This window comes from Caballeronia sp. GACF4 (genome assembly GCF_023631025.1).
Taxonomy (GTDB): Bacteria; Pseudomonadota; Gammaproteobacteria; order Burkholderiales; family Burkholderiaceae; genus Caballeronia.
This window is the reverse complement of the sequence record NZ_JALQDW010000014.1, coordinates 46423-68712: the sequence shown is the minus strand read 5'-3', so window position 1 is coordinate 68712 and position 22290 is coordinate 46423. Positions and strand designations below refer to the sequence as shown.

Genomic DNA, 22290 nt, shown 5'->3' with positions numbered 1-22290 from the left:
GAGAGGCATAGACATGTACCACCCCCACGCTCACATTCGTTCGCTGCCCCCCAAGGGGGCGCATGCCTCTCTTGAGGCGGCTCGGCGAGAGGCATAAACATGTACCATCCCCACGCTCACATTCGTTCGCTGCCCCCCGAGGGGGCGCATGCCTCTCTTGAGGCGGCTCGGCGAGAGGCATGATATGGCCGACATTCAAAACAACCTACCTCCCCAGGCAGTAACACCGCCACCTAGCGGCCGCATGGTCGCGGGCCGCGAGTTCTGGGCGAACTTCTCGCGCAATCGCGGCGCGGTGGTCGCGGGCTTCATCGTGCTCGTGCTGATTCTGGTGGCGCTCACCGCGCCCGTGATCGCGCCGCACAGCCCCATCGAGCAATATCGCGAATACGTGAAGATTCCGCCCGCGTGGCTCGAAGGCGGCAACCGCATGTTCCTGCTCGGCACCGATGAAGCCGGCCGCGACATTCTCTCGCGTCTCATGTACGGCGCACGGCTGTCGTTCTGGATCGGCTTCGTATCGGTCGTGCTCGCGCTCATTCCTGGCGTCGTGCTGGGGCTCATGGCCGCGTTCTTCGGCTGGCTCGATACCCCGATCATGCGCATCATGGATGTGCTCCTCGCGCTGCCTTCGCTCTTGCTCGCGGTCGCCGTGGTCGCGATCATCGGGCCGGGGCTCGTCAACACCATGCTTGCCATCGCCATCGTCGCGCTGCCGGGTTATGTGCGTCTGACACGCGCATCGGCGCTCGGCGAATTGCAAAAGGAATACGTGACGGCATCGCGCGTCGCGGGTGCGGGCGTCGTGCGGCTGATGTTCTCGCAAGTGCTGCCGAACTGCGCCGCGCCGCTCATCGTGCAGGCGACGCTCGGGTTTTCATCGGCGATTCTGGACGCCGCCGCGCTCGGCTTTCTCGGCTTGGGCGTGCAACCGCCCGCGGCCGAGTGGGGCGCCATGCTGGCTTCGGCGCGCGATTACATCGAAAGCGCATGGTGGATCGTCACGATGCCCGGTCTCTCCATCCTGATCTCGGTGCTCGTCATCAATCTGCTCGGCGACGGTCTGCGCGACGCCCTCGACCCGAAACTGAAACGGATGGGATGACATGAACGATCTACTCACTATCCGTAATCTGCAAGTGACGTTCGGCGGCACACAGGCGGTCGATCGCATCGACCTGTCGGTCAAGCCGGGCGAAGTGGTCGGCGTGGTCGGCGAATCCGGCTCGGGCAAAAGCGTCACGATGATGGCGCTCATGGGCCTGATCGATGCACCCGGCAAGGTCTCGGCCGATCTGGTCACCTTCGATGGGCGCGATTTGCTGAAGGCCTCGGCGCGCGAGCGTCGCAAGATCATCGGCAAGGACATCGCGATGGTGTTTCAGGACGCGCTGACGAGCCTGAACCCGAGCTACACGGTCGGCTATCAGATCAAGGAATCGCTGAGACTGCACGAAGGCTTGCGCGGCGACGCACTCAACAAACGCGCGCTCGAACTGCTGGATCAAGTCGGCATTCCAGATGCGAAAAGCCGCATCGACGCGTTTCCGCATCAGATGTCGGGCGGCATGAATCAGCGCGTGATGATCGCAATGGCGGTCGCCTGCAATCCCAAACTTTTGATCGCCGACGAGCCCACGACCGCGCTCGACGTGACCATTCAGGCGCAGATCATGGAACTGCTCGTGCGCTTGCAAAAGGAACGCGGCATGGCGCTCGTGCTGATTTCGCACGATCTCGCGGTGGTGTCGGAAGTGGCGCAGCGCGTCGCGGTGATGTATGCGGGCGAGATCATCGAAACGAATCACGTCCCTGCCATTTTCGGCGAGCCGCATCATCCGTACACGGAAGCGTTGCTCGCCGCGATTCCGGAACATAGCCGCGGCGCGGATCGTCTGGCGGCGTTGCCGGGCATGGTGCCGGGCCGAGACGACAGACCCAGTGGATGCCTCTTTGCGCCGCGCTGCAAATATGCCGTCGAGGACTGCTGGAAGGGGCGGCCGAATCTGTTCCAGCTCGACCCCAACGACGCGGCCGTGCGCGCGCGTTGCATCAAGCCGTTGAATGTCGAAGTGGTGGTGGAAGGAGGCGCGCGATGAACGCCGTACCGAAGGAAATCAACAAGGACATCGTGCTCGCCGCCGATCAGCTCACGCGGCATTACAGCGTCAAGCGCAGCATGTTCGAACAGGGCACGGTGAAGGCGCTGAACGGCGTGTCGTTCGAGTTGCAGCGCGGGCGCACGCTTGCTGTCGTCGGCGAATCGGGCTGCGGTAAGTCCACGCTCGCGCGTCAGTTGACGATGATCGAAACGCCGACATCGGGCCGTCTTCTGATCGATGGCGAGGACGTGGCGGGCGCGAGCAAGGACAAGATCGCCGCGTTGCGGCAGCGCGTGCAGATGGTGTTCCAGAACCCGTTTGCCTCGCTCAATCCGCGCAAGACCGTCGAGCAGACGCTCGGCGAGCCGCTCGCCATCAACACGAAGCTCAACGCAACCGAACGCGCTCAACGCATTGCGCAGATGATGCGCACCGTCGGCCTGAGACCGGAACACGCGACGCGCTACCCGCACATGTTTTCGGGCGGTCAACGGCAACGCGTGGCGATTGCGCGCGCGATGATTCTCGACCCGCAAATCGTCGTCGCCGATGAACCCGTTTCCGCGCTCGATGTCTCGATCCAGGCGCAGATTCTCAATCTGTTCATGGACCTGCAAGCGCAGTTCGGCACGAGCTACGTGTTCATCTCGCACAACCTGTCGGTGGTCGAGCATATTGCCGATGACGTGATGGTGATGTACTTCGGCGGCGTGGCCGAACTCGGCGACAAGAAAACCATCTTCGCGCGACCGCGTCATCCGTACACGCGCGCCTTGATGTCGGCAACGCCCGCGTTGTTCGAGGAAGATCGCCGCATCAAGATCAAGCTGCAGGGCGAAATGCCTTCGCCGCTCAATCCGCCATCGGGCTGCACGTTTCATCAGCGCTGCCCGTACGCGATCGATCGTTGCAGAACCGAGGAACCGGCGCTGCGCGTCGTCGACGGGCGGCAAGTCTCGTGTCATCGCGCCGAGGAGGTAGGTGACGTGGAGGTTTGAATCGCATCGACGCGCGGTTTGACGCGCGCCAGCTTCGTTCAAAGAAGGCGGCGCGCGGTCAAGCTCCAAGTCGATCGTCTCGAAGCGACAGCGCGTGTCCAGCGGGTCGCGCGAATGTTTTAAGATGTCGCTCGTGCCGTATTCATATGACCAGCCGCGCGCCGCGCGCGTGGCGTCCGCCAGAGCGACAGCCATTGTGCTGTCGTTCGTACTGTTCATGGCAGGCGCGGTCGTTACGCCATCCGGTTTTGCGGTCGTCGGATCGCGTACGCCGGCAGGTGGCACTCCTCAGCCCGCAGGCGGCGCGGACGTAGCGGCGGCGCCGGGCGCATCGGCACCCGCGCCGGCCGTGGATCGATCCGATGGCACGACGGCAAGCGGTCCCGTGCGCGCGGCGCCGGCGCGCATGCCGTTCTACGTTGCGACCAAAGGCACGACCACCATCTATTTGCTCGGCACGCTGCATGTCGGTTTCGCGACCGACTATCCGGCCGAACAGCCGTTTCGCCAGTCGATACTGGCTGCGCTTTATGCATCGCCCACACTCGCGCTCGAAATCTCTCCCGACGAACTGCTCGTTTCGCAAGAGGACGTGAATCGCTTCGGCATGTGCCGCAGCGAATGTCTGATCGATTATTTGCCGGATTCGATGTGGCAGGCGGTGCAAGCGCGCATGCGCAACAATCCCGATGCGCTGAAGGAATTGCGGCACACGCGTCCGTGGCTCGCGTCGATGCTGATCGAAACATACGACACACTCAAGGCCGGTTTTCAGAGCGAGTACGGCACCGAGGCGCAGTTGCAGAATGTCTATCTGCATGTGCGAGGAAAAATCGTCGGGCTCGAAACCTTGAACGAACAGATATCGACGTTCACGCGTCTGACTTCCGCGCAACAGCGCGAGATGCTCGCACAGGATCTCGTGCAGACGCCAACCGAAAACATCGCCGACGTGAAAGAGCTGCACCGGCTCTGGCGAATCGGCGACGCGGACGCGCTCAAAGCCTGGGACGACGCTAAGGGCAACAAGCTTGCGCGCTCGAAGCCGCTCGCGGATCAGGTGGATAACCGCGTGGTATATGAGCGCAATCGCCGCTTCGTCGCGCGGATGGTGCAACTGGCAGCGCCCGACAAGCCGGTGTTCGTGGCTATCGGGGCGCTGCATCTCGGCGGGTCGCGCGGCGTGCTCGAACTGCTGAGAAAGCGCGGCTTCGTCGTGGTGGCTGGCTGAGCGCTTTGCCGATTCAGATGAACATCAGCCAGTTCAGCAAAAAGATGTTCACGATCAGAAGCGACAACGCCGTTGGCACCTGCACCTTGATCACCGCGTTCTTGTCGGGCAACTCCAGCAACGCCGCCGGAACCATGTTGAAGTTCGCGGCCATCGGCGTCATCAGCGTTCCGCAGTAGCCCGAGAACATGCCGATGGCGGCCATCGTCGCCGGATTGCCGTGGAACACGCCGACGAGAATCGGTACGCCGACACCGCCCGTCATCACTGGAAACGCGGCGAAGCCGTTGCCCATCACCATCGTGAAAAGCGCCATGCCGACGACATAGACCGTCACCGCGACGAGCCGATAGTCGAGGTTGATGTAGGCCGTCGTCACATGCGCGACCGCCTTGCCGACGCCTGCGTCCGAGAACACGAGCCCGAGCATGCCGAGCATTTGCGGCAGCACGGCGGCCCACGAAAGCGCGTCGATGAGACGGCGCGCCTCGCGCATCGACTGGCCGACGGTATCGCGCGTCATGACGCACGCCACCGCCAGCGCGATCACGCAGCCTATGCCGAAGCCGATCAGCGTCACGTTCTTCAACTCGATCAACGGTTGCCCGCCGAAGACGAGATGGCTCGCGCCGAGCGTCAGGATCACGGTGACGACCGGAATGGTCAGCGCGGGCACGAAGAGCTTGTTGCCGAGCCGCGCGGCGCTCTGCCGGCGCGTTTGCTCCGACAGCATTTTCGGCTTCGCGCCGGTCACGCCGCCGAGTCCGGCGATGAGCGCCATCGCGATCACGAGCACGCCGACGACCGCGGGCGGCAGCCAGTCGCCGATCAGGAACACGAGCGCATACACGAGCCAGAACACGCCCGTCGTCAGGCGGCGCGGATGCGACTTGTCGGTGAGGATCATGCCGGCGACCACCACCAGCACGATGCCGACGAGATAGAAGAGATAGTTGATGGTGAGCGTCATGCTTTCTCTCCCGCGAGATTGCGCGTGAGCGCGCCGAGTTCGCGCGTCAGGCGCCGGTCGAGCAGCCACAGCCGAAAGCCGTGGATGAGGAACGCGCAGATCGCGGTTGGAATGCCCCACACGGCAACATGCATGGGTTCCACGACGATGCCCGCTTCCTTGAGGAACGTGACCATCAGCACGATGGCGCCGAACGCCACGAAGATGTCCTCGCCGAAGAAGAGGCCGACGTTGTCGGTTGCCGCCGAATATGCGCGCAGCTTGTGGCGCACCGCGTCGGAGAGCTTGCCGTAACGCGTTTCGGCGGCGCCTTCGGCCATCGGCGCGAGGAGCGGTCGCACCATTTGCGGATGGCCGCCGAGACCCGTGAGGCCGACCGCCGCCGTCAGTTCGCGCACGAGCAGATAGACGATCAACAGGCGCCCGACCGTCGCCGCGCGAATGCTCGATATCCACGTCTGCGCGCGTTCGCGCAAGCCATGCCGTTCGAGCAGGCCGATCACCGCGAGCGGCAGCAAGATGATGAGCGGAATATTGCGCGTCTTTAGAAAGCCGGTGCCGATGGTGGTCAGAATGCGCTCCACGGGAAAGTGCGCCGCGAAGCCGGTGACGATCGCCGCTGCGGCGACGATCAGCATCGGATTGAAGCGCAGCACGAAGCCCACGATGATGACGGCCACGCCGATGAGCGGCCATAAGTTGACTGCGGTTGCCATGAGATCTCCAGACCAGGGGTTAGACATCGCGCCTCGAAGCGGACGCGTAAATAGCGCTTGTTAAAACGCCCCGGCAGGCGGGGCGTTCGATGCATCGGAAAATCGCTTATTCGGCGCGGGCGGCGCGGACATCGACGCCCGCATCGGCGAGCGCGCCGCGAATGCGTCGCGCGAATTCGAGTGCGTGCGCGCCATCGCCATGCAGGCAGATGGTCTGCGCCTTGAGCGGCACCCATTCGCCGGACACGGCCTGCACGCGTTGCTCGCGCACCATCGCGAGCGTGCGGTCGAGCACTTCGGTTTCATCCTCGAGCAGCGCGCCCGGTTCCTTGCGCGGCACGAGCGAGCCATCCGCGCGATAGCCGCGATCCGCGAAGACTTCCTCGATGGCGACCAAGCCCGCGCGCCGCGCCGCATCGACGAGACCGCTGTTGGCGAGACCGAAGATCAGCAGCGACGGATCGAAGTCATGCACGGCGGAGCAGATGGCATCCGCTATCCCGGGGCTTTTCGCGGCCTGGTTGTAGAGCGCGCCGTGCGGCTTCACATGCGCGATACGTCCGCCTTCCGCCCGCGCAATGGCCGACAGCGCGCCCAGTTGATACAGCACGCCCGCGTAGATTTCCTCGGGCGGCAAGTCCATTTCCTTGCGGCCGAAGTTCTCGGGATCGTTGAAGCTCGGATGCGCGCCGATCGCCACGCCTTTTTGCACCGCCCAGCGCACGCACTCGCGCATCGCGGTGGCGCCGCCCGCATGCCAGCCGCACGCGATGTTCGCGGAGCTGACGAGTTCGAGCAGCGCTTCGTCGGTGCCGCAGCCTTCGCCGAGATCGGCGTTCAGATCGATTTCCATGATGTCGTATCGTTCAAAGTCGTTACGTTGATTTAGCCAGACGCGCGCAGCGTTCCTCGTGCATCGCGATGGCCGTGCCCACCTGACTGACATAGCGCCGCTCTTCGGCGAGCGCATGGCGTGCTTCTTCCAGCGACGTTTCGATGAAGCGCACGCCGCCGTTCAACCGCACTTGCGCGAGCTTCCACAAATCCGCCTTGATGACCGCGCCGATCTTCGGATAGCCGCCCGTGGATTGCGCGTCGCCCATCAGGACGATGGGCTGGCCGTTCGGCGGCACTTGAATCGTGCCGGGCAGGACCGCGTGCGACAGCAGTTCGATCTTCTCGCCGCGTTCGAGCTCCGTGCCCGCAAGGCGAAAGCCCATGCGGTTGCTGTTTGGCGTGATGGTCCATTCCTCGTTCCAAAAGTCGCGCTGCGCCTTCTCCGTGAAGCTCGCGTATTCCGGACCGCGCAGCACGCGAATCGGCACGGCCCAGTCGACGCCCGGCGCATGTCGGCCGCGCCGCACGGGTTCATCGACGAGCACGAACTTGCACCACGCGGGCGCCTTCACGCCGAAGGCCGGTTCTTCCGGCGAAAACGCGATGCCCTTGTGCGGTTGCGGCACGCCGACAGGCAAACGGTCGCCGTCGGCAAGCGCGCGTCCGCCCAGGCCGCCGAAGCATGCGCCGAGGTCGGTGCTGCGCGAGCCGAGCATCGGCAAGACGTCGATACCGCCCGCAATGCACACGTAGCCGCGCATGCCGCGCTTGGCCGCGCGCAGCGTCAGCTCCTGGCCCGCGCGCACGGGCAAACTCCACCACGAATAAACCGGCTCGTCGTCGAGCGTCGCGCCGAAGTCCGTGCCGGTAATCGCCACGCGCGTCGCGCGCGAGAAGCGCAGCACGGTCGGCCCGAACGTGACTTCGATGCCCGCCGCATCCGCCTTGTTGCCGACGATACGATTGCCGATTTCCAGCGACAGCGCATCGAGCGCGCCGCCCGAACTCACGCCGAGATGCCGATAACCGTGGCGCCCGAGATCCTGCACGGACGAGAGCACGCCCGCGCGTTTTACTTCGATCATGCGCGCACCTCCAGCGCCGTGAAGCGCACGCGGTCGCCGGGCTGCATGAGCGTCGGCGGGTTGCGGGCCGGATCGAAAAGCTTGAGGTCGGTGCGGCCGAGCAGATTCCATCCACCGGGCGATACAGCGGGATAGATACCCGTCTGCGCCCCGCCGATGCCGACCGAACCCGCCGGCACTTCGAGGCGCGGTTCCGCGCGGCGCGGCGTGTGCAGCGCGGGATCGAGGCCGCCCATGTAGGCGAAGCCCGGCTGAAAACCGAGAAAAAAGACAACGTATTCGGCTTCGGTGTGACGCTTCACGACTTCATCGACGGAAAGGCCGACATGCTTGGCGAGCGAACTCAGATCGGGGCCGTCCGCGCCGCCGTAGCGCACCGGAATCTCGATCTCCGCGCCGCCTGTATCCGATGGCGTGGCCGCTTCCCAACCTTCTTCGAGTTGCGCCGCGAGGGCTTCGTAATCGGCTTCGAGCGGGTCGAAGACGATGGTCAGGTTGTTCATGCCCGGCACGACTTCGACGACGTGCGGCATGAGCCGCGCGATGTCGGCGAGCGCCCAGATGCGGCGCTGACAATCGAGCGTCGCCGGTGGCGCGGATTCGCACACGAGCGCGTTGTCGCCAAGCGGATGAATACGTGGTTTCGTCATGCCTCTCTGGTCCCTTGCGCGCGCCGTCCATGCGGCCAGCAACGCGTCAGAATGCTACATTGTCAATAAATTATCGACAATTTATCAATAAGCGTTTGTTCGGAGTGTAGTTCGTGACGCAAGGTCGCGGCTGCGCGATATCGTTCGGATACACTCCACGCACTTTTCAACGGTCCTCGCCATGTCGCGTCACCCTACCAAGATCGTCTCGTCCGAGCATCTCGTGTCAGAAGTCAGCGCCGAGTTATCGGAGTTCGAATACGCGCTCATCATGGTGAGCAACGCGTTCAATCGCTGGATGGTGCGTTGCATGTCGGCGGCGGGCGCGAAGGACATGACCGCCGTGGAAGTATCGCTGCTGCATCACGTGAGCCATCGCGATCGAAAGAAAAAGCTCGCCGATATCTGCTTCGTCCTCAATATCGAGGATACCCACGTTGCCACGTATGCACTCAAGAAACTGGTGGCGCGCGGTTACGTTAAAAGCGAGAAGACGGGCAAGGAAGTGTTCTTTTCCGCAACGGCGGCAGGGCGCGAGTTGTGCGGGAAGTATCGTGAAGTGCGGGAGAGCTGTCTCATGTCGACGCTGCGCGAGAGCGGGCTGACAAACGAGCAGATTGGCGACGCCGCGCAACTCATGCGCAACGCATCCGGTCTTTACGATACCGCCGCGCGCGCGGCGACATCGCTTTGAGTCAGTAGACGGCAGCCTCGGTGACGATGGCTCCAAGCGGCAAGTCGTGAGTCTCGCGCGGGAGCGCATCGCATTTGCCCGATTCGTAGGCAATCCCGATCGTCACGGGGCGCTCGCCATTCGGCCAGGCGGCGAGCGTGCGATCGTAGTAGCCGCCGCCGTAACCCAGTCTCAAGCGCTGCAGATCGAAACCGACGCATGGAATCAGCAACAAATCCGGCGTCACGCGGGTTTCCTGCGCAGGCACGGGAATGCGATAGCGGCCTTCGTTCATCGGCATTTGCGCATGCCATGCGTGGAAGGCCATCGGCGCCTTGGGCTCGACCACCACGGGCAACGCGGCGGCGCGCGTCGCGTCTGCCGCGAGCCAGCGAGTGAGCAAAGCGCGTGCATCGAATTCGCCCGCAACGGGCCAATAAAAGCCGATGCACTTGACCGCATGCTCCGCGAGCAACGCCTCGATGCGTGTCGCGAGCGCCTTGTTTCTTTCGGCTTGCGCGGGATCGTCACGCTGTGCTTCGCGGCTTGCGAGAAGCGTGGAACGCAATGCGCTTTTAGGTTCCGCGCAAACGTTGCGTGCTATGCTTTCAACCGATCTTTGGACCACCTCGCGCTCCAGTAATAACGATGTCAAAACGCCTCGACCGAGTATATCTTGCGGCTGGTACCGCACTTGCCGCAGTGACGCTCGTCGCTTGTGGAACAGCTTCCGCAGTTCGCCCCGACGAAGACTTCTCGCCGTCGTCCGACGACCGCATCTTCATGCAGTTGCGCGATGCCGCGCGCGCAAACGATCCGGCCAAAGCCGCCGTTCTTGCCGCGCAAATCCCGAACTATCCGGCGCCGAGTTACGTCGAGTACTTCACGATCAAGCCGCAACTCTTCGATTCGCAAGGCCACGCGCGCATCGACGCGCCCGATGCGCCGGTGCTCTCGTTCCTGCAGCGCAACGACGGCCAGGCCATTGCCGACCGCATGCGCAACGATTATCTCGTCGTGCTCGGCAGCCGTCACGACTGGAAGAACTTCGAGCAGCAATATGCCCGCTTCGTGCTCAACGACGACACGCAGGTCAAGTGCTATGCACTCGAAGCGCGTCTCTCGAAGGGCGAGAACGTCGCGGAAGCGGCGCGCGCGCTGCTCGTCGATCCCAAATGGTACGGCGACGGCTGCGTCGATCTCATCGGCGCGCTTGCGGAGTCAGGCCAGTTCACGAGCGACGACATCTGGCAGCAGATTCGCATCGCTTACGAACAGAACTACACGTCGACCGGATTAAATATCGTCGAAGCGCTCGGGCAGGAAAAGCCGAAAGGCTCGCTTCTCGACGACGCGGTCAACAAGCCGCCGCTTTACCTCGCGCGCGGCGTCATGCCGAACACGCCGGCGCACCAACTGACCTTGCTCGCCATCACGCGCATGGCTCGCAACGATCCGGCAATGGCCGCGGCCACGTTCAGTTCGGTCGCGCCGAGTCTCACCGCGCAGGAACGCGCGATCGGCTGGGGCACCATCGGCTATCAGGCGGCGATCAAGCGCATGCCGGCCGCGTCGGACTGGTATCGGCTATCGGCGAACGCGCAGTTGTCGAACCCCGCGTATGAATGGCGCACGCGCAGCGCGTTGCTCGCGGGCGACTGGAACATGGTGCGCTGGTCTATCGACCAGATGCCGCCCACCTTACGCAGCCAGCCTGCGTGGACTTACTGGCACGGCCGCGCGGTCAAGCAAGCGGGCGACGCCGCAACGGCCAATCAGGAATTCCAGTCGATCGCGGACCAATACAACTTTTACGGCCAGCTCGCGCTGGAAGAGACCGGCCAGAAGATCAGCGTCCCGCCGCGCACTACCGTGAGCGATGCTGAAATCGCGCAGATGCAGTCGGTGCCGGGCTTCGCGCTGTCGCAACGTTTCTACTCGCTGAACATGCGGCTCGAAGGCAACCGCGAGTGGAACTGGCCGTTGCGCAGCATGACGGACCGGCAACTCATCGCCGCCGCGCAGTATGCAAAGCGCATCGAACTGTTCGACCGCACGGTGAACACCGCCGACAAGACGAAGACCGAGCACGACTTCACGCTGCGTTATCTGTCGCCGTTCCGCGATATCGTCGAGCGCGATGCGCAAACCACCGGGCTCGATATCGAATGGGCATACGGGCTTATTCGCCAGGAATCGCGCTTCATCATCAACGCGCGTTCGGAAGTAGGCGCGGGCGGCTTGATGCAACTGATGCCTGGCACGGCGCAACTCGTCGCCAAGAAAATCGGCATGGGTCCGGTGTCGCGCGCGCAAATGAACGACATCAACACCAACATTCTGCTCGGCACAAATTACCTGTCGATGATCTACAATCAATTCGATAACTCACCCGTGCTCGCCACTGCCGGTTACAACGCAGGTCCCGGCCGGCCGAAGCAATGGCGGCAGGATTTGCGCGCGCCTGTCGAGGGCGCGATTTTTGCTGAAACCATTCCGTTCACCGAGACGCGCGATTACGTCAAGAACGTGCTGTCGAACACCGTCTATTACGCGGCATTGTTCGAAGGCCGTCCGCAATCGCTGAAGACGCGGCTGGGATATATCGCGCCGTAGTTCTTTTGCACCGCGCGTCGCGGTTTCGTTGCACGAATAAACGGAACGGGCGCGCGGCTGCCCCTTCGCCGTTCGCATTCGTCAAAGCGCACTCACAAAGCCGCGACTCAAGAGGCGAATATGCGACATCAAAAGGTAGCGCTCATCGGCGGTTCGGGTTTCATCGGAAGTCATCTCGTCAACGCGCTGGTCGATTTCGGCAAGAACGTGCGGATTGCCACGCGGCGCCGTTCCAACGCGGCGCATCTGACGCTTCTTCCCGTCGATGTCATCGAAACCGATATTCACGATCCCGCGCAACTCGCGGCTTTCGTCGCGGAGGCCGACGCGGTGATCAACCTCGTCGGCGTGCTGCAAGGGCGGCGCGGCGAGCCTTATGGGCCTGAGTTCGAGAAAGCGCACGTCGAGTTGCCGCGCAAGATCGCGGCGGCGTGCGCGGCGAAAGGCGTGCGCCGGCTGCTGCACATGAGCGCGATCGGCGCGGATTCGGAAGGTCCGAGCATGTATTTGCGCTCGAAGGGCGATGGCGAAAAGGCGGTGCGCGACTCGGGCCTCGACTGGACCATTTTTCGAAGCTCCGTCGTTTTCGGTCCCGAGGACAATCTGCTGAATCAGTTCGCCTTCCTCGAACGCATGTTCCCGGTGATTCCGCTGGCTTGCGCCGACGCGCAGTTCCAGCCTATTTTCGTCGGCGACGTGGCCAAGGCCATGGTCAACGTGCTCGACCTCGACGCGGCCAACCGCATGGTCTATGAACTCGCGGGGCCAGGCGTCTTCACGCTCGCGGAGCTGGTGCGCTTTGCGGGCGCGACCATCGGCAAGCATTCGCGCATCATCAAGTTGCCCGAGAGCCTTGGCCGCCTTCAGGCGATGACGCTCGAACTCGCGCCCGGTGAACCGCTGATTTCGCGCGACAATCTCGATTCCATGAAAACGCCGAATATTGCGAGCGGCCCACTTGCGCCCGAACTGGGCATCGGCGAACCGGCGAGCATTGAGGCGATTGCGCCGTTGTATCTGACGGGCGCGTCGAATCGCTCGCGCTTCAATTCTTTTCGCGCCACGGCGCATCGCTGAACATCGATCGCATGAAACTCGTCATTGGTGACAAGAACACGTCTTCCTGGTCCATGCGCCCTTGGGTGCTGGCGAAGCACTTCGGCATTCCCTTCAAGGAAACGCTGATCCGTCTCGGTCAGCCCGATACCAAGGCGCGCATTCTCGAAGTGTCGCCATCGGGCAAGGTGCCGTGTCTCGTCACCGACGACGGCGCCTCCGTGTGGGAGTCGCTTGCGATCATGGAGACCCTCGCCGAGCGCTTTCCCGACCACGCGATGTGGCCGCGCGATGCCGGCGCGCGGGCTCATGCGCGCAGCATCAGCGCCGAGATGCACGCGAGTTTCGCTGACTTGCGTCAGTCGATGCCCATGGAAATTCACACGCACGCGCCAGGCAAAGGCGCAAGCGAAGGCGCATTGGCGAATATCGCGCGCATCGAAGCGTTGTGGGCCGATTGCCTGGCGAAGTCGGGCGGGCCGTTTCTGTTCGGCGAGTTCGGTATTGCGGATGCCATGTTCGCGCCGGTCGTCATGCGCTTCAATTCCTACGAGCCGTCGCTTGACGATGAATCGCGTGCCTATGCGCAGCGCGTGACCGCATTGCCCGCGGTCGCGGCGTGGATCGAGGATGCAAAGCAGGAAATCGCGCAATGAACATTTACGCGGTTGGCGGCGCGATCCGCGACGAGTTGCTCGGCGTGCCGGTGGTGGATCGCGATTATGTCGTGGTTGGAGCCACGCCCGAGCAAATGGTGGCGCAAGGCTATAAGCCGGTGGGCAAGGATTTCCCGGTGTTTTTGCATCCGCGGACGCACGAGGAATACGCGCTCGCGCGCACCGAGCGCAAGACGGCGGCGGGGTATCACGGCTTCCAGTTCTACTACTCGCCGGACGTGACGCTCGAAGAGGATTTGACGCGGCGCGATCTGACCATCAATGCAATGGCGCGCGAAGTGAATCCCGATGGCGAACTGACCGGCCCGGTGATCGATCCGTTCAACGGCCGCGCCGATCTCGCGCAGAAACTCTTCCGGCATGTGGGCGATGCGTTCATCGAAGACCCGGTGCGTATTCTTCGTCTCGCTCGTTTCGCGGCGCGCTTCGCCGATTTTTCAGTCGCGCCGGAAACCGAAGCGCTGATGAAGAAAATGGTCGAGGCGGGCGAAGTCGATGCCCTCGTGCCCGAGCGCGTATGGCAGGAAGTCTCGCGCGGTCTGATGGAAAAGAAGCCTTCTCGCATGTTCGAGGTCCTGCGCGGTTGCGGCGCGCTGGCGCGCATTCTCCCCGAAGTGAACGCGCTTTGGGGTGTACCGCAACGCGCCGACTATCACCCTGAAGTGGACACCGGCGTCCACGTGATGATGGTGGTGGACTACGCGGCGTCGCAGGGGTTTGCGTTGCCGGTGCGCTTCGCCGCGCTCACTCACGATCTCGGCAAGGCGACCACGCCGGACGATATCCTGCCGCGCCATCTTGGTCACGAAGGGCGCAGCGTCGATCTCCTGAAGCCGCTTTGCGACCGCTTGCGCGTGCCGAACGAGTGCCGCGATCTGGCGGTACTCGTCGCGCGCGAGCACGGCAACATTCATCGCGTCATGGACGCGGGCGCGGCCGCGCTGGTGCGCCTCTTCGAACGCGCCGACGCGTTGCGCAAACCCGCGCGTTTCGCGGAAGCCTTGCAGGCATGTCTCGCCGATGCGCGCGGTCGGCTCGGTCTGGAACAGCAGCCTTATCCACAGGCTGAACGGCTGCGCGAGGCGCTAGTCGCGGCCCGTTCCGTCGATGCCGGCGCGGTCGCGCAACGCTTCGCCAATCAGCCCGCCCGCATAAAAGACGCCGTGCACGATGCGCGGGTCGAAGCGGTGAAGGCGGTTCTGTAACGGCTAGAGCGCGCGCGCGATCAGCGACAGCAACATCGACAGCAGCAGCGTCGACATGAACGGAAACGAGTACTCGCGTCCAAAGATGCGCAGCGTGAAATCGCCCGGCAAGCGCCCGACGCCGAGCTTGCGGAGCCACGGCCAGCAAGCCGACAGCACCATCAGCGCGACAAACGTAGTCAGAAGCCAGCGGATCATGGCAATGGCTCAGAGCGTATGGGAACGGTCGCCGGCCGAGAAGGCGTCGAGCGTGCCGGGAATGCCGCGCGAAAACGCGATCACCTTGAAGAGTTCGCCCATCTCTGCTTCCGAAAGCAATTTCTGCACGGCGTTGGCGGCGGGCAAAAAGCGCCGTACGTCGGCGGGATCGAGTTCGTTGAGTACGTCGGTGATACCGGCGTTCATCAGAAAGCGCGCCTGCGACGTGAAGCCCAGCAGATCGGCGCCGGCTTCCGTGCCTGCTTCCGCGATCCCCGTGAATTCGACGTGCGCCGTGATGTCCTGCAAGCCCGGATAGAGAAACGGGTCCGTGTGCGCGCGATGCCGGTAATGACACATCAACGTTCCGGTCGCGCGCTGCGCGTGATAGAACTCGCGGCGCGGAAATCCGTAGTCGATGAAAAACGCCGCGCCGCGCGTGAGCATGGTGCAAACGGTCTTCGTGAAGCCGAGCGCCGCCTCGTGCGTTTCGGTCACGTATTCGGTGAATGGCTCGTCGTTGGCTTCGTCGATGGCGGCATCGATCAATTCGATTTGCTCGTCGATTTCCACGGGATGGTCATCGAAAGCGAAACGGTCGTTCAGCACGACCACGCCGCGCTCGTGCCACGCGCCGAGCTTGCGCACCACGAGTCGCACCGGCATGGCGTCCAGCACTTCGTTGCCGATCACCACGCCTTCGAACGAATCCGGCAATGCATCAAGCCAGATGACCTTGGCGGCGAGCGCGGGCGCCTGCGCTTCGATTGTCTCGCGCTGGCGCGCGCGCAATTCGCCGGAAAGATCGACGATTGCGTAACTATCGAAGGCCACGTCCAGTTCGGCGAGCGCGTTGAGCAAACCCGCCGCGAGCTTGCCCGTGCCCGCGCCGAACTCCATCAGCCGGCGCGTGCCGCTCTGTTCGAGCGCCTGCGCCACGGGCCGCGCGAGCGTCGTCGCGAACAAGGGCGACAATTCCGGCGCGGTGACGAAGTCGCTGCCGTCTTCCGCGCGCCGGCCGAACTTTGTCGCGCCGCCGCTGTAATAGCCGAGTCCGGGCGCATACAGCGCGAGGTCCATGTAGCGGTCGAACGGCAGCCAGCCGCCCGCCTCGGCGATACGCTCGCAAATCAGCGCGGAAAGTGCGTCGGACTGGGCGAGTGCATCCGCGCCGGGAGCAGGTAAACTGTCGGATTGTCGAGCTTTCGGATTCATCCCAGTATTGTAAATGAGCGCCTCCACGCCGTTATCTTCCGCAAATTCGCCGCTTTCGCCCGCTTCGGCTGCGCGGTCCCGCGTCGTACTCGTGACCGGCGGCGCCAGGCGCATAGGGCGCGGCGTCGCGCTGGAATTCGCTCGCCAGGGCTGGGACGTCGCCGTGCACTACGGCGGCTCTGCGCGTGAAGCGCTCGAGACCGTCGTCGAAATCGAAGCGCTTGGCCGGCGCGCGGCCGCATTGCACGCGGATCTCGGCATCGAAGCGGAAGTGGCGCGGCTCGTGCCGGCGTGTGTCGAGGCATTCGGCGCGCTGAATTGCGTGGTGAACTGCGCATCGCGTTTCGACGAAGACACGGCCACCGACTTCGGCTATGCGAAGCTGCTCGAGATGACCGCGATCAACGTCGCCGCGCCGCTCACGCTTGCGCGTCTGTTGCACGAAATCACGCCTGAATCCGCCGCCGATGACGACACGCAACGCGGCGTTGTCATCAACGTGCTCGATCAGAAGCTGTACAACATGAACCCGGATTACCTGTCGTACACGCTCACGAAGGCCGCGCTGGAAAACGCCACCGTCGCGCTCGCGCAGGCGCTGGGGCCGAAGCTGCGCGTCGTCGGCCTCGCGCCGGGACTGACGCTGATTTCCGCCGGGCAGACGCCGGAATCGTTCGCGGCGGCGCATCGCGTGACGCCGCTCAAGCGGGCGTCCACGGTGCGCGACGTCGCGGAGGCCGCGTGCTTTCTGGCGAACGCGCACGGCATGACCGGCACGACGCTCGTGGTCGATGGCGGCCAGCATCTCGTGCCGAGCCCGCGCGACGTGATGTACCTGTTCGGCGCGCCGAAGCTGTAGCCGCGCGCCGCACATCAACTTTTGGAACGAACCCATGCTTGCCGCACTTTCGCATCCCCGGCTGGCCGATTGCCGGCGGCTTTTTCTGCGCAACTACGAAGTGCGCATCAATATCGGTGTGCATGACTTCGAGAAGCGCGGCGAGCAACGCGTCGTGATCAACGTCGAACTGTTCGTGCCGCTCGCGCTGTCCACGCCCGTCGCGGACAAGCTCGCCGAAGTCGTCGACTACGACTTCATGCGCTCGACCATCGCCGAGCGCGTGAAGCGCGGCCACATCCATCTGCAGGAAACACTCTGCGACGATGTCGCCGCCGCGCTGCTCGCGCATCCGAATGTGCGGGCCGTGGCGGTATCGACAGAAAAACCCGACGTGTATCCCGACTGCGACGCGGTGGGCGTCGAAGTCTTCCGTATCAAAGAGGAACGAGCATGAACGCGCCCGAGACACTGCAAGCGCCCGACGAGCAAAAGCCCGCGCGCGAAGCGCTGACGCGCCGTCAGCAGAAGGAAGCCTACGAGAACAACAAGCTCTTCAAGCGGCTCGCGCGGCAAGTCGGCGAGGCGATCGGCGACTTCAACATGATCGAGGAAGGCGACAAGGTCATGGTGTGTCTGTCCGGCGGCAAGGACAGTTACGCGATGCTCGAAATTCTCATGCGCCTGCGCGAGCGCGCGCCGATCAACTTCGAACTCGTGGCCGTCAATCTGGATCAGAAGCAACCGGGATTTCCGGAGCATGTGCTGCCCGAATATCTGAGCAAGCTCGACATTCCGTTTCATATCGAGAACCAGGATACGTACAGCATCGTCAAGCGGCTGGTGCCGGAAGGCAAGACGACGTGTTCGCTGTGCTCGCGGCTGCGGCGCGGCATTCTGTACCGCGTGGCGGGCGAACTGGGCGCGACCAAGATCGCGCTCGGGCATCATCGCGACGACATTCTGCAGACGCTTTTGCTCAACATGTTTTATGGCGGCAAGCTGAAGGGCATGCCGCCCAAGCTGCAATCGGACGATGGCAAGAACATCGTAATTCGCCCGCTTGCCTACGTGAAGGAAACCGATCTGGAAAAATACGCCGAGTTGCGCGAGTTTCCGATCATCCCGTGCAATCTGTGCGGCAGTCAGCCCAACTTGAAGCGCGCGGAAATGAAGGCGCTGGTGCGCGATTGGGACAAGCGTTTTCCCGGTCGAGTGGACAACATGTTCAACGCGCTGACCAATGTCGTGCCGTCGCATTTGATGGATCACAAGCTCTTTCCGTTCGCCGGATTGCGCGCGACGGGCGAGGCGGACGCAAACGGCGACATTGCCTTCGACGAAGAACCGTGCGCGAGCGAACCGTCCGGGCCGGCAAACGCGATTTCAATCGTGCAGTTCGACGACCTTTGAGCCTTTCCCGACAAGGCGCAGCGTGGCATTTACCGCACTGCGTCAAAAGGCCTGCGTGCTATATTGGCCGCAACCATTCTTCGCAAGAAATCCGTCAATGAACATCGTGATTCTGGCTGCCGGCATGGGCAAGCGCATGCGCTCCGCTCTGCCGAAGGTCCTTCATCCGCTGGCGGGCAAGCCGCTTCTCGCGCATGTCATCGACACGGCGCGCACGCTTTCGCCAACGCGGCTCGTCGTGGTGATCGGTCACGGCGCGGAGAAAGTGCGCGAAGCCGTCGGCGCGCCCGACGTGCAGTTCGCCGTCCAGGACAAGCAACTCGGCACGGGCCACGCGGTGCAACAGGCGCTGCCGCTGCTCGATCCCTCCGTGCCGACGCTCGTGCTATACGGCGACGTGCCGCTCACGCGCGCAAGCACGTTGCAACGCCTGCTCGATGCTGCCGGCGGCGAACGCTACGGCGTGCTGACGGTAACGGTGGCTGATCCGACCGGCTACGGCCGGATCGTGCGCGATGCCAGCGGTTCCGTGCAGAAAATCGTCGAACAGAAAGATGCGAGCGAGGAAGAGCGGCGGATTGCGGAGATCAACACGGGCATTGTCGTTTCGCCCACGCGCACGCTCGAAGCGTGGCTCGCGTCGCTTAAGAACAACAACGCGCAGGGCGAGTTTTATCTCACCGATGTAGTCGAGCGCGCCATCGAAGCGGGCGTCGAAGTGGTGACGGCGCAGCCCGATGCCGAATGGGAAACGCTCGGCGTGAACAGCAAGATTCAGCTGGCGGAACTGGAGCGCGTGCATCAGCGCAACGTGGCTTACGCGCTGCTCGAAGCGGGCGTGACGCTCGCGGACCCGGCCCGCATCGACGTACGCGGCACGCTCGAATGCGGCGCGGACGTTTTCATCGACGTGAATTGCGTCTTCGAAGGCCGCGTGACGCTGGCGGATAACGTGACCATCGGTCCGAACTGCGTGCTCCGCAATGCCACCATCGGCACAGGCGCGCGCGTGGACGCGTACACGCATATCGAAGGCGGCAAGACCGGCGCGAATGTCGTGCTCGGGCCGTATGCGCGGCTGCGTCCGGGCGCGGTGCTTGGCGACGAAGCGCACGTCGGCAACTTCGTCGAAGTGAAGAACGCGGTGCTAGGTCACGGTTCCAAGGCGAACCACCTAACCTATATTGGCGACGCGGACATCGGCGCGCGGGTAAATGTCGGCGCCGGAACCATCACCTGTAACTACGACGGCGCGAACAAGCATCGCACGATCATCGAAGACGACGTGTTCGTCGGCTCGGATACGCAGCTCGTCGCGCCCGTGCGCGTAGGTCGCGGCGTGACCATCGCGGCGGGCACGACCGTGTGGAAGGATGTCGGCGAAGGCGAACTCGTGCTGAACGAGAAAGTGCAGGTCAGCAAGCCGGGCTACGTTCGCCCGGTCAAGGCGAAGAAGGTCTGAACAACGCGCGCGGACTGCATTGCGGCGCGCGCACGAAACTAAGTCTGAAAGGATCAACGCCATGTGTGGAATTGTCGGCGCGGTTGCGCAACGTAATATCGTCCCGGTGCTCGTCGAAGGCCTGCGACGCCTCGAATATCGCGGCTACGACTCGTGCGGCGTCGCCGTATTGAGCAACGGCGAGCCGCGCCGCGCGCGCAGCGTCGCCCGCGTGGCCGATCTCGACGAACAGGTGAAGCAATCGGGACTCGCCGGCATGACGGCCATTGCGCACACGCGCTGGGCCACGCATGGCGCGCCCGTCACCGACAACGCACACCCCATCTTTTCGCGCGATACCGTGGCGCTCGTGCATAACGGCATCATCGAGAACTACGAGGCGTTGCGCGAGATGCTGCGCGGCAAGGGCTATGAGTTCGTATCGCAGACGGATACCGAAGTCATCGCGCATCTGATTCACAGCATGTATCGCGGTGATCTGTTCCAGACCGTGCGCGAAGCCGTCGCGCAATTGCATGGCGCGTATGCCATCGCGGTCATTCATAAGGATCAGCCGCATACGGTGGTGGGCGCGCGGCAGGGCTCGCCGCTCGTCGTCGGTCTGGGCGATGGCGAGAATTTCCTCGCGTCCGATGCGCTCGCCATTGCGGGCAGCACGGACCGTTTCTCGTTCCTCGAAGAAGGCGATGTCGTCGAACTTTCGCTCGATGGCGTGAAGATTTTCGATCGGGCGGGTCTGCCCGCGAAGCGCGAAGTGCGCGTGGTGACGGCGTACGGCGGCGCCGTGGAGCTTGGGCCGTATCGCCATTTCATGCAGAAGGAAATCTTCGAGCAGCCGCGCGCTATCACCGACACGATTCCGCAAGCCGATCACTTCGACCCGGAGCTATTCGGCGCGACGGCCGGCGAGGTGTTCGCGGAAATCGACAGCGTGCTCATTCTGGCGTGCGGCACGAGTTCGTACGCGGGTTTGACGGCGAAGTACTGGCTCGAATCGATCGCGAAGATTCCGACGCAGGTCGAGATTGCGAGCGAGTATCGGTATCGGGAGTCGGTGCCGAATCCGAAGGCGCTGGTCGTGGTGGTATCCCAATCGGGCGAAACCGCCGACACGCTCGCCGCGCTCAAGCACGCGCAATCGCTCGGCCACAAGCACACGCTCGCGGTCTGCAACGTTGCGACGAGCGCGATGGTGCGACAGACCGAGTTCGCGTTCCTGACGCATGCGGGCACGGAGATTGGCGTGGCGTCGACGAAGGCGTTCACGACGCAGCTCGTCGGCTTGTTCGTGCTGGCGGTGACGCTCGGTAAGCTGCGCGGTTTCGTCGATGCAAAGCAGGAAGCGGCTTATCTCGGTCAGTTGCGTCACTTGCCGGCGGCGTTGAATAGCGTGCTGGCGCTGGAGCCGCAGATCATCGCGTGGTCGGAGGAATTCGCGCGCAAGGAGAATGCGCTTTTCCTCGGGCGCGGGCTGCATTATCCGATCGCGCTGGAAGGCGCGTTGAAGCTCAAGGAGATTTCGTATATCCACGCGGAGGCTTACCCGGCGGGCGAACTGAAGCACGGGCCGCTCGCGCTGGTGACCGAGGCGATGCCGGTCGTGACCGTCGCGCCGAACGATACGCTGCTTGAAAAGCTCAAGTCGAACATGCAGGAAGTGCGGGCGCGCGGCGGTGAGCTTTATGTGTTCGCGGATGCGGATACGCGCATCGTCAGCGAGGCGGGCATTCACGTCATCCGCATGCCCGAGCATTACGGCGCGCTCTCGCCGATTTTGCACGTGGTGCCGCTGCAGTTGCTGTCGTATCACACCGCTTGTGCGCGTGGGACGGATGTGGATAAGCCGCGGAATCTGGCGAAGTCGGTGACGGTGGAGTGAAGTTGGGTGGTTGCCGTCGCGGGTTGGTAGCAGGAATTAGAAACCTTTTCGCTTTCAAACGCTAAAAAGCGTTTATGGCGAGTTTCCGAAGCCAAACATCTGATTTGATGACGTAAAACTTCTAGGTCCAGGCCAAATTTTCGACCGTTTCCCGCACCTGGAGCGCGAAAATAGCAAAAGAATGACGCTACCTTCGCGCTTTTTCTTCTTCCCTCCGGCTCCCGCATACTCTCACCGGCGCGCGTGCTGCGACTGGGTCAGCCCATCCACACCCGACGCGTACACTGCTGAAGCGTTATGAAGCGCGAGTCATGGAGGCATCGCTGATGGCGAGTTCAGGCGGCAAGGTTCCCGTAGTTCCTCTTGAGACGTTCAGGCAACTAATAACCGACGTTCTGTACGACATCAAATCGTACAAACTCCCGCACGCGTGCAAGCGGTTAAGTATTCAGGATTCTGTAGGCCCGGA

At 63.3% G+C, this 22290-nt stretch carries 22 protein-coding genes; 14 read left to right on the top strand and 8 right to left on the bottom strand.

Annotated elements, in window-relative coordinates; all coding sequences use genetic code 11:
• Positions 1–184: 184 nt before the first annotated feature.
• From NCR40_RS12860 to NCR40_RS12845, 4 genes are all read left to right on the top strand, one after another.
• On the top strand, positions 185–1105 hold the full coding sequence (locus tag NCR40_RS12860) for an ABC transporter permease subunit (protein ID WP_244826517.1): 921 nt from the start codon (positions 185–187) through the stop codon (positions 1103–1105).
• A 1-nt stretch (position 1106) separates the two neighbouring features.
• Positions 1107–2099, top strand: coding sequence for an ABC transporter ATP-binding protein (locus NCR40_RS12855; RefSeq protein WP_250509627.1), 993 nt, complete (start codon positions 1107–1109; stop codon positions 2097–2099).
• Positions 2096–3100, top strand: a complete 1005-nt coding sequence (locus tag NCR40_RS12850; RefSeq protein WP_244826515.1) for a peptide ABC transporter ATP-binding protein — start codon at positions 2096–2098, stop codon at positions 3098–3100. Before NCR40_RS12855 ends, NCR40_RS12850 begins: the two co-directional genes overlap by 4 nt.
• Positions 3101–3224: 124 nt before the next feature.
• On the top strand, positions 3225–4331 hold the full coding sequence (locus NCR40_RS12845; protein WP_244826514.1) for a TraB/GumN family protein: 1107 nt from the start codon (positions 3225–3227) through the stop codon (positions 4329–4331).
• Positions 4332–4344: 13 nt separating this feature from the next.
• On the opposite strand, the gene NCR40_RS12840 is transcribed toward NCR40_RS12845, so the two are convergent.
• The 5 genes from NCR40_RS12840 to pxpB all read right to left on the bottom strand — a co-directional run bounded on the left by NCR40_RS12840 (position 4345) and on the right by pxpB (position 8589).
• Positions 4345–5301 carry a DUF979 domain-containing protein gene (locus tag NCR40_RS12840; RefSeq protein ID WP_250466013.1) on the bottom strand — a complete coding sequence of 319 codons (957 nt, stop codon included), beginning with the start codon at positions 5299–5301 and terminating at the stop codon, positions 4345–4347.
• Positions 5298–6017, bottom strand: a complete 720-nt coding sequence (locus tag NCR40_RS12835; RefSeq protein WP_250509626.1) for a DUF969 domain-containing protein — start codon at positions 6015–6017, stop codon at positions 5298–5300. The genes NCR40_RS12840 and NCR40_RS12835 overlap by 4 nt, the downstream gene beginning before the upstream one ends.
• A 106-nt stretch (positions 6018–6123) precedes the next feature.
• Positions 6124–6870, bottom strand: a complete 747-nt coding sequence (gene pxpA, locus NCR40_RS12830; RefSeq protein WP_250509625.1) for a 5-oxoprolinase subunit PxpA — start codon at positions 6868–6870, stop codon at positions 6124–6126.
• A gap of 22 nt (positions 6871–6892) precedes the next feature.
• Positions 6893–7939, bottom strand: a complete 1047-nt coding sequence (locus NCR40_RS12825; RefSeq protein WP_244826511.1) for a 5-oxoprolinase subunit C family protein — start codon at positions 7937–7939, stop codon at positions 6893–6895.
• Positions 7936–8589: a 5-oxoprolinase subunit PxpB gene (gene pxpB, locus NCR40_RS12820; RefSeq protein WP_250466008.1), complete on the bottom strand. Its 654-nt coding sequence runs from the start codon at positions 8587–8589 to the stop codon at positions 7936–7938. The genes NCR40_RS12825 and pxpB overlap by 4 nt, the downstream gene beginning before the upstream one ends.
• Before the next feature lie 181 nt (positions 8590–8770).
• On the opposite strand from pxpB, the gene NCR40_RS12815 reads away from it, so the two are divergent.
• Complete coding sequence (locus tag NCR40_RS12815; RefSeq protein WP_244826509.1) at positions 8771–9283, top strand: winged helix DNA-binding protein; 513 nt, start codon at positions 8771–8773, stop codon at positions 9281–9283.
• A 1-nt stretch (position 9284) separates the two neighbouring features.
• On the opposite strand, the gene NCR40_RS12810 is transcribed toward NCR40_RS12815, so the two are convergent.
• Entirely contained in the window at positions 9285–9902 is a 618-nt protein-coding gene (locus NCR40_RS12810) for a 5-formyltetrahydrofolate cyclo-ligase (RefSeq protein WP_502800983.1), read from the bottom strand.
• Between the two features lie 8 nt (positions 9903–9910).
• On the opposite strand from NCR40_RS12810, the gene NCR40_RS12805 reads away from it, so the two are divergent.
• The 4 genes from NCR40_RS12805 to NCR40_RS12790 all read left to right on the top strand — a co-directional run bounded on the left by NCR40_RS12805 (position 9911) and on the right by NCR40_RS12790 (position 14816).
• Positions 9911–11878 (top strand): lytic transglycosylase domain-containing protein, encoded by a 1968-nt coding sequence (locus NCR40_RS12805; RefSeq protein WP_250509623.1) that lies wholly within the window; start codon positions 9911–9913, stop codon positions 11876–11878.
• A 120-nt stretch (positions 11879–11998) separates the two neighbouring features.
• Positions 11999–12955 (top strand): complex I NDUFA9 subunit family protein, encoded by a 957-nt coding sequence (locus NCR40_RS12800; protein ID WP_250509622.1) that lies wholly within the window; start codon positions 11999–12001, stop codon positions 12953–12955.
• Positions 12956–12966: 11 nt separating this feature from the next.
• Positions 12967–13590: a glutathione S-transferase family protein gene (locus NCR40_RS12795; RefSeq protein WP_250509621.1), complete on the top strand. Its 624-nt coding sequence runs from the start codon at positions 12967–12969 to the stop codon at positions 13588–13590.
• Positions 13587–14816 (top strand): multifunctional CCA addition/repair protein, encoded by a 1230-nt coding sequence (locus NCR40_RS12790; protein WP_244826504.1) that lies wholly within the window; start codon positions 13587–13589, stop codon positions 14814–14816. Before NCR40_RS12795 ends, NCR40_RS12790 begins: the two co-directional genes overlap by 4 nt.
• A gap of 3 nt (positions 14817–14819) precedes the next feature.
• On the opposite strand, the gene NCR40_RS12785 is transcribed toward NCR40_RS12790, so the two are convergent.
• Together NCR40_RS12785 and NCR40_RS12780 are read right to left on the bottom strand one after the other, a co-directional pair.
• Entirely contained in the window at positions 14820–15014 is a 195-nt protein-coding gene (locus NCR40_RS12785; RefSeq protein WP_244826503.1) for a DUF2905 domain-containing protein, read from the bottom strand.
• A gap of 9 nt (positions 15015–15023) precedes the next feature.
• Positions 15024–16229 carry a class I SAM-dependent methyltransferase gene (locus tag NCR40_RS12780; protein ID WP_250509620.1) on the bottom strand — a complete coding sequence of 402 codons (1206 nt, stop codon included), beginning with the start codon at positions 16227–16229 and terminating at the stop codon, positions 15024–15026.
• A gap of 13 nt (positions 16230–16242) precedes the next feature.
• Here NCR40_RS12780 and NCR40_RS12775 point away from each other — a divergent pair, with 13 nt between their 5' ends.
• The 5 genes from NCR40_RS12775 to glmS all read left to right on the top strand — a co-directional run bounded on the left by NCR40_RS12775 (position 16243) and on the right by glmS (position 21821).
• Complete coding sequence (locus tag NCR40_RS12775) at positions 16243–17088, top strand: SDR family oxidoreductase (RefSeq protein WP_250509619.1); 846 nt, start codon at positions 16243–16245, stop codon at positions 17086–17088.
• Positions 17089–17122: 34 nt separating this feature from the next.
• On the top strand, positions 17123–17524 hold the full coding sequence (locus tag NCR40_RS12770) for a dihydroneopterin aldolase (protein ID WP_250465976.1): 402 nt from the start codon (positions 17123–17125) through the stop codon (positions 17522–17524).
• Positions 17521–18480, top strand: a complete 960-nt coding sequence (gene ttcA / locus NCR40_RS12765) for a tRNA 2-thiocytidine(32) synthetase TtcA (RefSeq protein WP_244826499.1) — start codon at positions 17521–17523, stop codon at positions 18478–18480. The genes NCR40_RS12770 and ttcA overlap by 4 nt, the downstream gene beginning before the upstream one ends.
• Positions 18481–18577: 97 nt before the next feature.
• Positions 18578–19942 carry a bifunctional UDP-N-acetylglucosamine diphosphorylase/glucosamine-1-phosphate N-acetyltransferase GlmU gene (glmU, locus tag NCR40_RS12760; RefSeq protein WP_244826498.1) on the top strand — a complete coding sequence of 455 codons (1365 nt, stop codon included), beginning with the start codon at positions 18578–18580 and terminating at the stop codon, positions 19940–19942.
• A 61-nt stretch (positions 19943–20003) separates the two neighbouring features.
• The gene (glmS, locus tag NCR40_RS12755; RefSeq protein WP_244826497.1) at positions 20004–21821 is read left to right on the top strand and encodes a glutamine--fructose-6-phosphate transaminase (isomerizing); all 1818 of its coding nucleotides are present in this window, start codon (positions 20004–20006) and stop codon (positions 21819–21821) included.
• The last annotated feature ends 469 nt before the right edge of the window (positions 21822–22290 follow it).

Excerpts from the sequence above, each read along its gene's own strand:
- NCR40_RS12795 (WP_250509621.1), top strand. The coding sequence starts at position 12,967 with ATGAAACTCGTCATTGGTGACAAGAACACGTCTTCCTGGTCCATGCGC.
- NCR40_RS12770 (WP_250465976.1), top strand. The coding sequence starts at position 17,123 with ATGCTTGCCGCACTTTCGCATCCCCGGCTGGCCGATTGCCGGCGGCTT.
- NCR40_RS12780 (WP_250509620.1), bottom strand. The coding sequence starts at position 16,229 with ATGAATCCGAAAGCTCGACAATCCGACAGTTTACCTGCTCCCGGCGCG.
- NCR40_RS12835 (WP_250509626.1), bottom strand. The coding sequence starts at position 6,017 with ATGGCAACCGCAGTCAACTTATGGCCGCTCATCGGCGTGGCCGTCATC.
- glmU (WP_244826498.1), top strand. The coding sequence starts at position 18,578 with ATGAACATCGTGATTCTGGCTGCCGGCATGGGCAAGCGCATGCGCTCC.
- NCR40_RS12815 (WP_244826509.1), top strand. The coding sequence starts at position 8,771 with ATGTCGCGTCACCCTACCAAGATCGTCTCGTCCGAGCATCTCGTGTCA.
- NCR40_RS12775 (WP_250509619.1), top strand. The coding sequence starts at position 16,243 with ATGAGCGCCTCCACGCCGTTATCTTCCGCAAATTCGCCGCTTTCGCCC.
- glmS (WP_244826497.1), top strand. The coding sequence starts at position 20,004 with ATGTGTGGAATTGTCGGCGCGGTTGCGCAACGTAATATCGTCCCGGTG.
- NCR40_RS12790 (WP_244826504.1), top strand. The coding sequence starts at position 13,587 with ATGAACATTTACGCGGTTGGCGGCGCGATCCGCGACGAGTTGCTCGGC.
- NCR40_RS12825 (WP_244826511.1), bottom strand. The coding sequence starts at position 7,939 with ATGATCGAAGTAAAACGCGCGGGCGTGCTCTCGTCCGTGCAGGATCTC.
- ttcA (WP_244826499.1), top strand. The coding sequence starts at position 17,521 with ATGAACGCGCCCGAGACACTGCAAGCGCCCGACGAGCAAAAGCCCGCG.
- NCR40_RS12785 (WP_244826503.1), bottom strand. The coding sequence starts at position 15,014 with ATGATCCGCTGGCTTCTGACTACGTTTGTCGCGCTGATGGTGCTGTCG.
- NCR40_RS12850 (WP_244826515.1), top strand. The coding sequence starts at position 2,096 with ATGAACGCCGTACCGAAGGAAATCAACAAGGACATCGTGCTCGCCGCC.
- NCR40_RS12855 (WP_250509627.1), top strand. The coding sequence starts at position 1,107 with ATGAACGATCTACTCACTATCCGTAATCTGCAAGTGACGTTCGGCGGC.
- NCR40_RS12845 (WP_244826514.1), top strand. The coding sequence starts at position 3,225 with ATGTCGCTCGTGCCGTATTCATATGACCAGCCGCGCGCCGCGCGCGTG.
- NCR40_RS12800 (WP_250509622.1), top strand. The coding sequence starts at position 11,999 with ATGCGACATCAAAAGGTAGCGCTCATCGGCGGTTCGGGTTTCATCGGA.
- pxpA (WP_250509625.1), bottom strand. The coding sequence starts at position 6,870 with ATGGAAATCGATCTGAACGCCGATCTCGGCGAAGGCTGCGGCACCGAC.
- NCR40_RS12805 (WP_250509623.1), top strand. The coding sequence starts at position 9,911 with ATGTCAAAACGCCTCGACCGAGTATATCTTGCGGCTGGTACCGCACTT.
- NCR40_RS12840 (WP_250466013.1), bottom strand. The coding sequence starts at position 5,301 with ATGACGCTCACCATCAACTATCTCTTCTATCTCGTCGGCATCGTGCTG.
- NCR40_RS12860 (WP_244826517.1), top strand. The coding sequence starts at position 185 with ATGGCCGACATTCAAAACAACCTACCTCCCCAGGCAGTAACACCGCCA.
- pxpB (WP_250466008.1), bottom strand. The coding sequence starts at position 8,589 with ATGACGAAACCACGTATTCATCCGCTTGGCGACAACGCGCTCGTGTGC.